Origin of the sequence: Nostoc sp. (assembly GCF_036917155.1) — a bacterium.
Taxonomy (GTDB): Bacteria; Cyanobacteriota; Cyanobacteriia; order Cyanobacteriales; family Nostocaceae; genus Nostoc.
In genome coordinates this window covers 105,333-120,154 of sequence record NZ_JBALDZ010000215.1, presented here as the reverse complement: position 1 = coordinate 120,154, position 14,822 = coordinate 105,333, and the positions used below count along the sequence as shown (strand labels likewise).

The 14,822-nt window shown below is 41.7% G+C and carries 11 protein-coding genes; 5 read left to right on the top strand and 6 right to left on the bottom strand.

Annotated features, from left to right (window positions below; all coding sequences use genetic code 11):
* Window positions 1-159 precede the first annotated feature (159 nt).
* Together V7K67_RS28430 and V7K67_RS28425 are read right to left on the bottom strand one after the other, a co-directional pair.
* The gene (locus V7K67_RS28430) at window positions 160-369 is read right to left on the bottom strand and encodes a TOBE domain-containing protein (protein WP_094352220.1); all 210 of its coding nucleotides are present in this window, start codon (window positions 367-369) and stop codon (window positions 160-162) included.
* A gap of 470 nt (window positions 370-839) precedes the next feature.
* Window positions 840-1,514, bottom strand: coding sequence for a hypothetical protein (locus V7K67_RS28425; protein WP_335169395.1), 675 nt, complete (start codon window positions 1,512-1,514; stop codon window positions 840-842).
* 1,174 nt (window positions 1,515-2,688) lie between these two features.
* On the opposite strand from V7K67_RS28425, the gene V7K67_RS28420 reads away from it, so the two are divergent.
* Together V7K67_RS28420 and V7K67_RS28415 are read left to right on the top strand one after the other, a co-directional pair.
* On the top strand, window positions 2,689-4,026 hold the full coding sequence (locus tag V7K67_RS28420) for a tetratricopeptide repeat protein (protein WP_334731487.1): 1,338 nt from the start codon (window positions 2,689-2,691) through the stop codon (window positions 4,024-4,026).
* Between the two features lie 134 nt (window positions 4,027-4,160).
* Complete coding sequence (locus tag V7K67_RS28415) at window positions 4,161-4,307, top strand: type II toxin-antitoxin system HicB family antitoxin (RefSeq protein ID WP_334710104.1); 147 nt, start codon at window positions 4,161-4,163, stop codon at window positions 4,305-4,307.
* 210 nt (window positions 4,308-4,517) lie between these two features.
* Here V7K67_RS28415 and V7K67_RS28410 read toward each other — a convergent pair whose 3' ends face one another.
* Window positions 4,518-5,015: a pentapeptide repeat-containing protein gene (locus tag V7K67_RS28410; protein WP_334731486.1), complete on the bottom strand. Its 498-nt coding sequence runs from the start codon at window positions 5,013-5,015 to the stop codon at window positions 4,518-4,520.
* A 195-nt stretch (window positions 5,016-5,210) separates the two neighbouring features.
* On the opposite strand from V7K67_RS28410, the gene gcvT reads away from it, so the two are divergent.
* The 3 genes from gcvT (at window position 5,211) to gcvP (ending at window position 10,063) form a co-directional block, all read left to right on the top strand.
* On the top strand, window positions 5,211-6,347 hold the full coding sequence (gene gcvT, locus V7K67_RS28405; protein ID WP_334731484.1) for a glycine cleavage system aminomethyltransferase GcvT: 1,137 nt from the start codon (window positions 5,211-5,213) through the stop codon (window positions 6,345-6,347).
* A 124-nt stretch (window positions 6,348-6,471) separates the two neighbouring features.
* The gene (gcvH, locus tag V7K67_RS28400; RefSeq protein ID WP_179065104.1) at window positions 6,472-6,861 is read left to right on the top strand and encodes a glycine cleavage system protein GcvH; all 390 of its coding nucleotides are present in this window, start codon (window positions 6,472-6,474) and stop codon (window positions 6,859-6,861) included.
* Between the two features lie 262 nt (window positions 6,862-7,123).
* Window positions 7,124-10,063 (top strand): aminomethyl-transferring glycine dehydrogenase, encoded by a 2,940-nt coding sequence (gcvP, locus tag V7K67_RS28395; RefSeq protein ID WP_335169392.1) that lies wholly within the window; start codon window positions 7,124-7,126, stop codon window positions 10,061-10,063.
* Between the two features lie 265 nt (window positions 10,064-10,328).
* On the opposite strand, the gene V7K67_RS28390 is transcribed toward gcvP, so the two are convergent.
* From V7K67_RS28390 to crtO, 3 genes are all read right to left on the bottom strand, one after another.
* Window positions 10,329-11,225: an SDR family oxidoreductase gene (locus tag V7K67_RS28390; protein ID WP_334731482.1), complete on the bottom strand. Its 897-nt coding sequence runs from the start codon at window positions 11,223-11,225 to the stop codon at window positions 10,329-10,331.
* Window positions 11,226-11,303: 78 nt separating this feature from the next.
* Complete coding sequence (locus tag V7K67_RS28385) at window positions 11,304-12,047, bottom strand: tetratricopeptide repeat protein (protein ID WP_334731481.1); 744 nt, start codon at window positions 12,045-12,047, stop codon at window positions 11,304-11,306.
* Window positions 12,048-12,869: 822 nt separating this feature from the next.
* Complete coding sequence (gene crtO, locus V7K67_RS28380; protein WP_335169390.1) at window positions 12,870-14,564, bottom strand: beta-carotene ketolase CrtO; 1,695 nt, start codon at window positions 14,562-14,564, stop codon at window positions 12,870-12,872.
* Window positions 14,565-14,822: the final 258 nt, after the last annotated feature.

Here is a 14,822-nt window from a genome sequence, read left to right as displayed (position 1 = left end):
TAATATTTCTCAATCAAAGTGGGCTTATCATTGAAACTTTTATACAGTAAACGAGCGCGATTCTCAATCGAACCACCATACAGATATTACCAAAATAGTTAGATAATTGTAGCGATCGCTTTATAAGTAGATCGCCACAACTTATCTACTCATTTCGAGCTATTCTGTAGCAATTATGACATCCGATGCTTTAATCACAGCGATCGCTTGTTTTCCCTCTTGAAGTTGGAGATGCTCTACCGATTCCTTGGTAATAATTGCAGTTACTTCCACCCCAGGCACAATTTCTAATATGACCTCAGAATTGACTGCTCCTGGGTGAATTTTCTTAATAGTTCCTTTTAAAGAATTACGAGCGCTAACTTCCATATTTTGATACTCCCTAGTTATAAGATAATTCTGAACTTAGTAATACTAACAACTATCAGATTGTTGGATTATCCTCATTTAGGAGGATGTTATCTTCTGCCTTACAGGTTGAAGAAGAATTCAGAAGTCAGAATTCAGGAGTCAGCAATCTTGACGCTCGATAGCAACGCGCAAAGCGAATCCTTGAGCATCTGACTCGCTCTAAGCGAAGCTATGCCGTTCGCGTTAGCGTCTCTGAAAGAGAAGGCTTTACACTGCGTTATCCGCCAGTCATACAGAATACCCAACTGAATTCTGACTCCTGAATTCTGTTTGATAAATTAGATATCAGACTGGTATTAGAAGATGGTAAAAAAATCGATAGTAGAATATTCAAAAACAGGAAGTCACTGATTCTACTTGGGGTTTCCTCAAATAGAATCAGTGTCATGGGATATCTCCGTTGTAAGCATCTTTAATCAGACGGCTTTTCAGAAATATTTTGGTTTCAAAGGAGAAGCAGGAGCAGATAATATGACGATATTTCTCACATTACTAACGTAACGGCCTCCAGCTTTGTCATCTGGAACTACTAAACGAGCAAATCCTTCATCTATTAAAGGTACGATTCTACCATCACTACCTTTTTTTTCAAATGCAACTAGCACTGTTTTCCCTTCAAAGTTAGGTTGAATTTCACCAATAGCTACGACTGCACCATAGCAATCTGTGGCTTCAACTAAAACATATTGCCTCAGAAAAGAGTTTTTAGAATTCACCCCAGAATTTCCAGGTTTGAGACCACCTCCGGCTTTTGAATTGTTAATCAATTCCCATAGGGGGATTCCATAGTATGTTTCTGTTTGTGGGCCTGAGCCGGTTTGAAAGCTCACAGTAATTTCAGTAACTAATGCTGGATTTTGGTTTTTTAACGCATCTCGCAGATTTCTCAGGTTTTGCAAGTTATAGGTGGTTGAATTATTGAGTTCTCCACCCAAGCGGAAACTTGGCGAAGAACCTCCAAGACACTTATTTTTATCCCAGACAGAAGGTGTTTTTTCTCCTCGATCCCAGGAAAGATCGCTCCTTGAGTTAGCTAAAGTAGGCTGCCATAAAACCAGTATCGATAATAAAGACGCAATGGATATCTGACGGTTAAAACGCATAAAATATTTCTCCGTTTACGATTGAATATTGAAAAAATTAGATAGTTTTGCTCAAAGCTTGTCGTTTACCAAAAATTAGTATCCTGATCGCAAAAACTGAGCCGATTTTGAATAAACTTTGTTAGAGAAAAATACTTCAAATCGTTCGACTCCTTACCAGATAGTACAAAATTGCTAGTTTTCAATATGAGTTATTAAAAACTAATGAATCAAAAGACAAAATTATCCGCAAACCTCTTCTTCGATTTGCGTTTTTCAAAATAGAGCAGTGCATCTATAGCAATCCGATTTGATTCCTGAATTACTCGTAGAGAAAGGGAACGGGGAATAGGAAATAGGGAACAAGGAATAAAGATATACTGAGCTTTTTTCAAAAATCAAATAGGAGTCCTATATGTATGTACTGAGGATAATACCAACTTATTGAGTAAATTACCAAATAATATGGTAATTAAACGCTAACAAAATTAATTTTTATTTCTTTTTGAAGTAGTGAAGGTTAATATTGTATAATTCGCGGCAAGCTGCTATTTTCTTTATAAGTATAAGACCTGACTTTTCACGTCATGTGGAAAAGCTAACGATTGACCTAACCCCCTAGCCCCCTTCCCGAAACGGGAAGGGGGAAAATTCAAAGTCTCTCTCCTTGTAGGAGAGAGATTTAGAGAGAGGTTTTCCAGATACCGTGAAAAATGAACAGGGTGTAGGGGATAGGGTGTAGGGTGTAGGGAACCCCATAATTAAAATCAGGGGTTTCAAAAGGGACGCTGTATTTCTTGCACATACGTGTCTCAAAATACATCTTTTTCTTTTTCCATATTTAAAAATAGGGGCTTGTACCCGTTGGGTGTGGGATAACCTTCTTTTCCTACACCCTACACCCTACACCCCACACCCCACACCCTTTTCGGTCAGGTATAAGACTCCTAATAAGAATCCGATTTGATTCCTGAAAAAATCTAAGTATATGTAGTAGCGTGTCATTGCAGCCTTTCTCACAAAATCACACCAAATTGATGCCACACGACAGTTGTAGTTTAAAGTTTAGCTGCGATCGCTCCTTCTTACCTCTTCCTTCGCGCCCTTTGCGTCCTTTGCGGTTCGATTCTCATGCTATTAACAACATACATATTTGTCATTAGCGTTAGAGTTAGTGAGAGGATATCTGGATAAAATGCCAGATGTATCTCTGGAAACATTGCTGACGCGGCTAGAGAAGAAACGAGTGGAACATGAACCAGTAGTCAATGCTAACTCATTGATGCCTTCTGAATATGGTGTAGCTGAAGCTTTTGAATTGAGTTGGGAAAAATTGGATGAAAATGCCCAAAGCTTTGGCTGTTTGCTAAGTTTGTGTGCCTTAGCTGACATTCCCTTATCTATTGAGACCATAGAAGATGACAAAAAACAAGAACTCAACGAGAAAGCCATAGCCGATTTACTGGAATTGCATTTGCTACAACAGAAAAGTCAAGGAATTTATCGTCTCAATCCACAGATTCGGCAACTTATCCAAATGAAGTTGGATAAGTCAAGTGAGGCGGATGAAGCAAAAACTAAATTTGCCGCCATGATGTTAGAGGTAGCAAAGCTAATTCCGCAACAGCCTAACCCTGAAGATATTCTCAACCTGACTCCACATATTCCACACATTACAGAAGTTGCAACCCACCTACCCCAGTATGTGGGCGATGAAAATCTCATTACTCTGTTTACCAAATTAGCTTGCTTTTATCAAGGCCAAGGACTTTATCAGCAAGCAGAACCTTGGTTGCAACAGTGTGTAGAACTGACTCAAAATCGTCTTGGGTTAGAACATATTGATGTCGCCACTAGCCTCAGCAATTTAGCAGGACTCTACGAATCTACGGGACGCTACAACGAAGCCGAACTCTTGCTTGAACAAGCTTTAGAACTGAGAAAACGCTTGCTAGGAGAAGAACATATCGATGTCGCCACTAGCCTCAGCTATTTAGCATTAATCTACGAATCTACAGGACGCTATACCAAAGCCGAACTCTTGTATCAGCAAGCTTTAGAACTGTGGAAACGCCTCGTGGGAGAAGAACATCCCCATGTTGCCACGAGTCTGAACAATTTAGCAGCATTGTACTGTTATACAAGACGCTACAGCGAAGCCGAACCCTTGCTTGAGCAAGCTTTAAAATTGAGAAAACGCCTGCTGGGAGAAGAACATATCGATGTTGCCACTAGCCTAAATAATTTAGCACAACTCTACGAATCTACCGGACGCCATACCAAAGCCGAACCCTTGTATCAGAAAGCCTTAGAACTGAGTAAACGCCTGCTGGGAGACAACCATCCCGATGTTGCCATTAGCCTGAATAATCTCGCCGCACTCTACCGTTATGCAAGACGCTATAGGAAAGCCAAACCCTTATTTGAGAAAGCCTTGAAAATTTGTGAACGAACTTTAGGTGTAAGTCATCCTACAACTATGACAGTTCGGGAAAATTATACAAGCTGTTTAAGAGAAGCAGCATATCACTAGTACAAGAAGGCAAAAGTAAAAAGAAATAAAGCTTATTTTATAAGTTTTCTGGCTATTCTAAATGGGTGGTTTATTTACGCTATGTTGTACTAGCTATCGCCTAAAAGTAATTCAAAATAAAAAAAGTATCCAGCATGAAGATAAAAGTCCTATTAGAACCCAGTGATGAAGGCGGATACACCGTCTATGTTCCCTCACTTCCAGGCTGTATCAGTGAAGGAGAAACTATTGAAGAAGCATTAGAAAATATCCAAGAAGCAATGGACATCTCCACAAATTAAATATGCGTTACCCAGAACCCTTGTAGAGACGTAGCAGTGCTACGTCTCTACATTATTTTTTGGAGATGTCTAATAGAAGTTTTTCTTGAAATAAGCTCGTATAGAAGTTGAGCAATTTTTAGAGTTATTGTAAACGCGATCGCTCTCTGCATCCTCGAACGGTTTAAAATAATATTCCCCTCTTCTTGACTGATGAAGAGGGGTGAGAATTTACTTACATCCTAAAGACTTGCGAGTATCCACACCAGTTTTAGAATTCACACCACTTGCCTTAACACAAAGCTTTTTCACTTGAACCCCATCTAAAATTGCATTCGTAAAATCAGTACCCGTGATATCCACGCCATCAAAAGTAGAACGCAGCATCATGGCATCGGTCAACACAGCATCACTTAAATCAGCATCCTTAAACCTTGTTAGATAGGCTATGCCTTCACTAAAATCAGCACCATGCAGATTTACTCCCTCCAATACGCTACCGTTAAACACACCACCACGTAAGTCAGCATTGCTAAAATTAGCATTCTCTAATTTGAGATTGGTAAACTCAGTACCAATTAAACTTTGACCAGAGTAATCCTTGCCCTTAAGTTCATCATTCCCCACAGAACGGGTAATACTGGAAGAACTTGCAGCTTGTGCCGATAGAGGAAACAAAAAAAGAACCAAAGCTAAGACAAAGCTAGCTAACAGTCGCCAATATTTCATAATGTCTTCTTAATAAATCTCAACACTTCCACCATTAACTATTAAACCTTACAGAAGGGGACAAAGGGGATGAGGGGGATGAGGGGGATGAGGGGGATGAGGAGTAAGGGTAGAATGCCCAATGCCCAATGCCCAAAACCGGAAAGCATCTCGTAGGATGATAGATGTTGAGGTGCGATCGCAAAATAATTACCTGTGGCTAATCAAGAAGACAACGCCCAATCTTTGGCGCGAACCCCTTTATATCAATTGGGTGTAGAACTCAAAGCCCGCTTTACCAGCTTTGGCGGCTGGGAAATGCCCGTGCAATTTAGTGGAATTAGCCGCGAACACGAGGCTGTAAGAAATACAGTCGGAATGTTCGATATTTCCCACATGGGCAAATTTACCCTCCAAGGTAAAAATCTGATTTCCCAACTCCAGCAATTAGTGCCTTCCGACTTGAGTCGTTTGCAAGCTGGTCAAGCACAATACACCGTATTGTTAAATCCCCAAGCCGGAATTATTGACGACATCATTGTTTATTATCAAGGTGAAGACACCACTGGGATACAAAAAGCATTCATCATAGTTAATGCGGCAACCTCCAGTAAAGATAAAGCATGGCTATTGCAACACCTTGACCTAGATAAATTGCAATTCCAAGACCTTTCACCAGATAAAGTCTTAATTGCCGTCCAGGGGCCAAAAGCGATTAAATATCTCCAGCCATTAGTGCAAGAAGACTTACAACCAATCAAAGCCTTTGGACATTTAGAAGCAACCCTACTAGGTAAACCTGCCTTCCTAGCCCGCACAGGTTACACCGGAGAAGATGGCTTTGAAGTGATGGTAGATCCAGATGTGGGGGTAGAATTGTGGCGAAGTCTCCATAAAGCTGGTGTTATTCCCTGTGGACTCGGCGCGAGAGATACTCTGCGCCTAGAAGCGGCGATGGCACTTTACGGACAAGATATCGATGACATCACCACACCCTTAGAAGCAGGTTTAGGGTGGCTAGTTCACTTAGATACCAAAGGCGATTTTATTGGTCGGGAAGTTTTAGCACAGCAAAAAGCCACTGGAGTGCAGCGCCGATTGGTCGGTTTGCAAACCCAAGGACGTAACATTGCCCGTCACGGCTATCAAGTGTTATCCGCAGGTAAAGTTGTGGGAGAAGTTACCAGTGGCACTCTATCGCCGACACTGGGTTATCCCGTTGCCTTAGCATACATTCCCACCCAGCTAGCAACTGTCACTCAGCAACTAGAAGTTGAGATTCGTGGCAAAGCTTATCCAGCAGTTGTAGTTAAACGTCCCTTCTATCGGTCAAAAAATCGTGTTGCTAACTAACAAGCGCCAAGGTTTTTGAGGAATAATGTGTTGTGAGTTATTCAATCTACACTAAGGTTCATTACCAGATATGGCTTGGATGACTATCGAGGCAATAATTTTTTAATAAGGGAGAGGAAGTGATATGTCTTTTGAATATCCTGAAGATTTCAAATACCTAGATTCTCATGAATACGTGCGACTAGATGGTGAAATTGCCACCATTGGCATTACTGAGTTTGCCGTACATGAATTGGGTGATATCGTGTTTTTAGAACTGCCAGATATCGGCGAAGCTATTAGCAAGGGAGATAAAATTGGCACAATTGAATCAGTGAAAGCCGTTGAAGAACTGAATTCACCAGTGACCGGCACAGTCATAGAACGTAATGATGCTTTGATTGACGATCCCGAACAAGTGTCAGATGACCCCTATGGCGAAGGATGGTTCTTGAAAGTGCGCGTCGATGATCCTGGTGAAGTTGACGACGACTTGACAGCGGCTCAGTATCGCGCACTGGTAGAAGGGGAGTAGGGAGTAGGGAGTGGGGAGTGGGGATGAGGGGGATGAGGGGGAGGGGGGGGATGAGGAGGATGAGGGGGATGAGGAGGATATTGCTCCCCCATCTCCCCCTGCTCCCTCATCTCCCCCTGCTCCCCCATCTCCCCCTGCTCCCTCATCCCCCTCATCCCCACTCGAAAATAAGTCATGAAATTTAGATAAACTACAAAGTTACACCTACTTCTCATCAGTATTTATTGCAAAATATGAAATAGTACCATCTGGAGAGTAATTTGTGGTATCACACGCCCCTATTCTCAAGTCTAATGAGCAGCAAGTGCTGGACGAAAAAAGTCAAAAGTTAAGTAGTTTTGTGCCAAGACACATTGGCCCTAACACTGATGACATCCAGCAAATGCTGAAAGTTTTGGGGTTTCCTAGCCTGGATGCCCTAATTGACCAAACAGTTCCACAGTCAATCAGGCTGACGCAAGCGCTAAAGTTACCAGCAGCAGAAAGTGAGTATGCAGCACTGGTATCATTAAAAAAAGTTGCAGCCAAAAATCAGGTTTTCCGTTCATACATTGGTATGGGATATTACGACAGTATTACCCCTCCTGTGATTGGGCGTAACATTCTAGAAAACCCTGGTTGGTATACTGCCTACACTCCCTATCAGCCAGAAATTGCCCAAGGGCGACTAGAAGCGCTGCTGAATTTCCAAACCCTGATTATTGACCTCACAGGTTTAGAAATTGCCAATGCTTCCTTGCTTGATGAGGCCACAGCAGCAGCGGAAGCGATGAGCCTAAGCTATGGTGTCTCCAAAAATCAGGCAAATGCCTATTTTGTCTCTCATGATTGCCATCCCCAAACTATTGACGTGTTGCAAACACGTGCTAAACCATTGGGGATTAAGATTATTGTTGGCGATCATCAAACATTTGATTTCGATCAACCAATTTTTGGGGCTGTTCTGCAATACCCTGCAAGTGATGGCACCATTTACGACTACCGCGCTTTTATAGAAAAAGCCCATGCTAAGGGTGCATTGGTGACGGTAGCAGCAGATCCTCTAAGTTTAACTTTGCTAACCCCTCCTGGGGAATTTGGCGCTGATATTGCTGTCGGTAGCACTCAGAGATTCGGTATTCCCTTGGGCTTTGGGGGCCCTCATGCGGCATACTTTGCTACGAAGGAAGAGTACAAGCGGCTGGTTCCAGGGCGAATTGTGGGAGTATCAAAAGATGCTCAGGGTAAGCCTGCATTGCGTCTCGCCTTGCAAACCCGTGAGCAGCATATCCGCCGGGAAAAAGCAACTAGTAATATTTGTACTGCACAGGTGCTACTAGCGGTGATGGCGAGTATGTACGCCGTCTATCATGGGCCTGCTGGACTGAAGCAAATTGCCGAAAATATCCACTCTTTGACAGTGTTATTGGCGGAAGGACTGAAGCGTTTGGGGTACAGCATCAGTTCTAAAGATTTCTTTGATACGCTGCGAGTAGAACTGGGAAGACAAAATTTAAAAGATATTCTGGCAGCTAGCGAACAGCTTCAAATTAACCTACGGGTTTTTGATGCAACTGCTGTTGGTATCTCGCTGGATGAAACAACTACACCAGAAGACTTAATCGACCTCTGGCAGATTTTTGCTGGTACAGATGATTTACCCTTCACTTTAGAAGAATTAACTTCTTCCTCATTGTCTCATCTCCCTCTCTCCCGCACAAGTACCTATCTCACTCACCCAGTCTTTAACCGCTATCACTCAGAAACGGAGTTGTTGCGCTATCTGCACAAGCTAGAAAGCAAGGACTTGTCGCTAACAACATCGATGATTCCCTTGGGTTCTTGCACAATGAAGTTGAATGCAACTGCTGAAATGATTCCGGTAACTTGGGAGAAATTTGGCAAGATTCATCCATTTGCCCCGGCGTCGCAAACGCAAGGTTATCAAATCCTATTCCAGCAACTTGAGGCATGGTTAGCTGAAATTACTGGTTTTGCGGGAATTTCTCTGCAACCAAATGCTGGTTCTCAGGGTGAGTATGCTGGACTTTTAGTAATTCGTCAATATCACGAAAATCGGGGCGAAGCACACCGCAACGTCTGTTTGATTCCCACCTCGGCACACGGTACAAACCCTGCAAGTGCGGTGATGTGTGGGATGAAGGTGGTGGCTGTTGCCTGTGACTCACAAGGTAATATTGATGTTGACGACCTGAAGGCTAAGGCAGAAAAACACAGCAATGAATTAGCCGCCTTAATGGTGACATATCCCTCAACTCACGGTGTATTTGAGGAACCAATTCAGGAAATCTGCGCTGTTGTCCATAGTCATGGTGGACAAGTTTACATGGATGGGGCAAATATGAACGCCCAAGTGGGAATTTGTCGTCCTGGAGATATTGGCGCGGATGTCTGCCATTTAAACTTGCACAAAACCTTCTGTATTCCTCATGGTGGCGGTGGCCCTGGTATGGGGCCAATTGGCGTTGCTTCTCATCTTGTGCCTTTTCTCCCTGGACATCCTGTGGTAGGGATTGGGGACTGGGGACTGGGTACTAGGAAAGAGGAAACTCCCAATACCCAGCATATTGGTGCTGTGGCGGCTGCGTCTTGGGGTAGTGCGAGTATCTTGGTGATTTCTTGGATGTACATTGCGATGATGGGTGCAGATGGTTTAACCCATGCAACGAAGGTGGCGATTCTGAACGCTAACTACATTGCTAAGAAACTGGAATCGTATTATCCGGTTTTGTATCAAGGGAAAAATGGTCTAGTTGCCCATGAGTGTATTTTAGATTTGCGATCGCTCAAAAAATCAGCTGCGATCGAAATCGATGATGTCGCCAAGCGTCTTATGGATTACGGTTTCCATGCGCCGACTGTCTCCTGGCCTGTAGGGGGTACAATCATGGTGGAACCTACAGAAAGTGAATCTAAACAAGAGTTAGATCGTTTCTGTGATGCGTTGATTTCTATTCGCCAAGAAATTGCCGAAATAGAATCAGGTAAGGTGGATATTCAAGATAATGTTTTGAAGAATGCACCCCACACAGCCGAAAGTCTGATTACCGGAGAATGGCATCATCCTTATTCTCGTGAACAAGCTGCCTATCCTGCGCCTTGGACTCGTGAATATAAATTCTGGCCTGCTGTTGGTCGCATTGATGCAGCCTTTGGTGACAGGAATTTTGTTTGTTCTTGTCTACCAATGAATGCTTATTAAAATAAAGTGAAGAGTTAGGAGTTAAAACTCCTAACTCCTTGAAAAGGGCGAATATAATTCAATACGGTTCAGTTAAGGGCGACTGGCAAAAATTTTGGGTTTTCGAGACGCGATAAATCGCCGTCTCTACAAGTGTTTTGGTCTTATCTGAACTGTATTGGAATATAATTCGCGGCTACACAAGCAAAGTCCACCTCTGTGGACTAAGAGAAAATCAAGGGTTTAAAACCCACCTGCGTGGGTTTTCTCTGTATAGCCGCGAATTCTATTCGCCAGGGCTAGTATGAATTAAGACTTTACAAACATCCTCTAATTCTTCCTTTACAGATAAAGGCTGATACCCCAATGCAAATGCTTTGGAACTATCCAAAGAAACATCTGCTGGTCTAGGTGCTGCCATTTTCACATCTTGTTGTCGGCAGGATTTAAGTCCGGTAGTGGGAAGCTGAAATACTTCCACTAATATCTGTCCAAAATCATAACGCGAAATCCGCTCTTTGCCACCTAAGTGAATGATGCCGTTAACTTTTTCTAATGCTAATAAAAGTCCTTTGGCAGCAGTTGTTCCACTTACTGGTGTGCGAAATTCATCTATAAATAAACTTAGTTCTTCTTCGGCTTGTAAAGTCTGAATAAATGGCTGAATAAAGCTTTTAGCTGTCGGTGTTGCCGCACCAAACATTAATGGCATTCGACACACAGCGGTCATGGGATACCTTTCTAGCATATCTGCTTCTGCGATCGCCTTTTGCTCACCGTAAAGATTGACAGGGCACACGGCATCTGTTTCTTGATATGGGGCATTTAAGCCATCAAAAACTAAGTCGGTTGAGGTAAAAGCACAAGGAATAGAATTGTCTGCACACAGTCCGGCAATATTGCAGGATGCTATAACATTAATTGCGTGCGATTCTTGGGGGTTGGTTTGACAAAAATTTGGTTGCGAATGTGCAGCAGTATGAATAACTGCGCTTGGTTTGACATCATTAAATATGCGTTTCAATTCCTGAAAATTTGTTAAGTTTGCTTTTAACATTTTCATGTCAGGAATTTCTAAGGGATGGGATAAATAAGTGCCATAAATCTCCCATTCTGGTTTGGCAAGCTGGCAAAGATGCCATCCTAAAAAACCACTTGCTCCGGTGATTAACAATTTTTTCATGTCTAATCGTAAACCGCTAGCATCACGAAAAAAATCTTGTTAAGCTTATATTCTACACTGAGTGGTGGTAATAAAATACTATTGTAGCAATTTCTGAAACTGCTTTTCACTACGCACTTTGCTAAAGTCGGGGTCAGTTTTAGCTAATTTCTTATATTTATCAGGAAGAAGCTTGATTGCTTTGTCTAGGTTCTCAATTGCTAATTCCAGATTACTTTCTAAAGCATAAGAGCAAGCTTTGTTGTAATATGCTTGGTGCAAATCCGGCTTGATGGCAATCGCTCTATTATAAGATGCGATCGCATCTTCGTAGCGGTGCAGCTTTGTCAGAGCTATGCCTCGGTTAATTAAGGCTTCATATTTGTTAGGTTTGGTAGCGATCGCTCTATCATAGGATGCAAGAGCATCTTGGTAGCGGTGCAACGATGTTAGGGCGATGCCACGATTATACCAGGCTTCATATTTGTCGGGTTTGATGGCGATCGCTTTGTCGTAAGATACAAGAGCATCTTTGTAGCGTTGCAACGATGTTAAGGCTATGCCACGGTTAATCCAAGCTTCAGGATTCTCAACTTTGATGGCGATCGCTTTGTCATAAGCTTTTATGGCATCTTCATAAAGTTGTCCATCTAATAAATGATTGCCTTGATGAAAGAAATCTTCTGCTTTTTGCGTAGCCTTCGCTTCTATGAAAAGTTGGGTTACATTACTTTCTTGAACAAATTGTGTAGTATTTTCTATCGATGAATTTGCCCCACTACTACAACCAAATGCTAAGAAAACTATCATGTTAGATGCAACGAAGCAGTGCCGAAAAACCATGCTGTACCTACAAAACTTATTAAATGATGTTAAAATCTGTTTGTTTTTTGAGTATTATCAAAATACACTATTTTTTAGCCATTAATTTACTTATATTTTGAGAAAGAGCTTTGTTGAGGATGCAGAGATTTTTATTAAAATCAAGCGTATATTACATTATCATATTAGATACACACAAAGCAATCGCTTAGGTTCTATTTTCAGTCAAAAAACGATAATTTGTGTTGCTGCATACGTTGCGTAAGCATAGCTCGTCATAGACATCGCACTCGTATATGTAGTATTTCCCTTTAATTAACAAGGGTGCGATCGTAGTAGCTTTTTAGGATAAAAGGCTGTTATTTGCTTTATTGTATCAAGCAATTATCTAAGCTAATCATTATTCAAATTCTGTCTTTGTGTCTTTCTCGCGATTGAAAATATGCAGCTTAGAGCAGTTTTCATGTATTTGAACCACATCTGTCGTAAGAGGTTGTTTGAAAAGTCTAATTTATTACTAGCCCTGGCGATTAGAAATTGCGGCTACACGAGACTTTACCCACCTCCGTGGGTTAAAAACTCTTGATTTTTCATGCTTTCCACGGAGGTGGACTTGGTTTGTGTAGTAACGAATTCTATTCGCCTAATACTTTTCAAAAGTCCTCTAAGGGCACAGCAATGCTGTGCCCCTAGCGCGTGGTCTATTTACCTGAAAATAGCTGTAAAATGCAATTTGTAGGTGCAATAGCTTGCCTTCATGTCTTTGTAATACCAAAATCATATTTTCAGTACCAAGACATAAAGGCAAAAAATAGAAGATAATAGGCTCTATTTTTGCAAGGTTTAATTGATACCAAAAACTGACTCAACAGTTGACTTAATCGAATCTCGCGCATCCTTTAAAGTTTGGCTAATGGGATGTTTTGCCTGCAAAAATACACGCGCACAATTGCGTCCCGGCATTCCCGAAATCGAACCACCTGGATGAGTACCGGCACCAGTTAAAAATAGATTATCAATTGGCGTTTTGTAGTTCGCTATTTCTGGCAAGGGGCGGAAAAAGATCATCTGATCTAGAGTCATGTCAACATGGTAATAATTGCCTTTATATGCACCTAATCTTTCTCCTAGTTCTGCTGGACTTTCTACACGACGGGCAATAGTTGCATTCTTGACATTTGGTGCATAGTCTGCCAACTTATCAATCACCCTATCTGCAACTTTGTTTTTCAATTCATCAGTCCAACCAGTACCTTTTAAACCAGTGCCTTCTGCACCAGCAATTTGATAAGGGGCAAAAAACTCAATCCATAGGGTGTGCTTGCCTGATGGTGCTAATGTGGGATCTAAATAACTAGGCATTACCAAATACATTGATGGGTCAGCATCAGGAATCTCTCCCAAGGTACATTTGCTATGAGCCTGTTCTACATGAGCTACGGAATCTGCAATTAAGATAGAACCGACGAGATATTCATCTTTGTGGGCGTGGTATGGAAAGCGCAATGGTTCATCTAAAGCCAAATCTATTTTAAGGATAGTTTCGTTGTTATTAACGATGCGGCGTTCTAATCTCTCCCATAGATTTGGATCGGCTGCATCAACATCGCTTTTATCAGTCATTTGTAAAAATAATCGCTTGGCATCAATATTAGAAATAACCCCATATTTAGCGCGATACTCTTTACCTCCAGCAACCCGTACACCTACAGCTTTGCCATCATCAATTAAAACTTTTTCAACGTGCTGATCTGTGAGAATAACGCCACCTTTACTTGTGACTAAATTCACCAAAGCTTGCACAAGTGCGCCAGTGCCGCCGCGAGGTCTAGCCATCCCAGGATTATGACGCATTGCCATCATAATTGCACCAATGGCAAGGGTTTTTTGTGATGGCGGCGCACCAAGTTCTGATGCTAGCCTGGCTAGTGGTGCTTTTATAAATTCCTCATCAAACCACTCGTTAAGTAAATCTTCAGCGCTGGTTAGCATCGTGCGAATAAAGTCCAGCGTTTTGTTTGGAGAACCAATAACCGAAAATAAATCTTTCAGTTTGGTGATGTCGTAGTTACCAAGGATGTCTATAATTGACTTTGGTGATGCATTAAACATCGGAATCATTGCACCTAGCGATCGCTGCCAAAAGTCTACAAATTCTGCATATTTTCTGGCATCACGTTCATTGTAACGAGCAATTTCGGCACAAGTTTTTTCCACCGACTTATGTCCTAAGAAATACTTGCCGTCAGGATGAGGACAGAAAACAACTGGATCGCACTCCAAATAATGCAAGCCGTATTTTTCTAATTCTAATTCTTCAACAACTGGCCCTAAGTGAATAAATTCATGGTCAATAGCACACAAATTAAATTTAAATCCAGGGGCTTCTTCAGGTAAACACTCTTCAGTTGTTGCTGCACCACCTGGAACAGGACGTTTTTCTAGTAACAGAACGCTATAACCAGCTTTTAGTAAATAAGCTGCACAAACTAGCCCATTATGTCCAGCACCGATCAGCACAACATCATACTCTTGCATAATTGGAATTTAAAAATAAGTAGCTTTCCAAATATTAGAAAAATTTTCTGATATTTACATCATCCCTCAGTAACAAAAACTATCTTTAACTACTGTCAATCCTACTATTGTTCCTGCAAGGGATGCTCATTAGGCATGAATTAGTAATCTCCTAAATATCCTCTTATTAGTTACTGTAAAAGCTAATTCCGAAGAGTGAATCATCTCAGCATCTTGTCATTGAAGAGGACAAGGGGCTTTTAGCAGGCCATACATCCA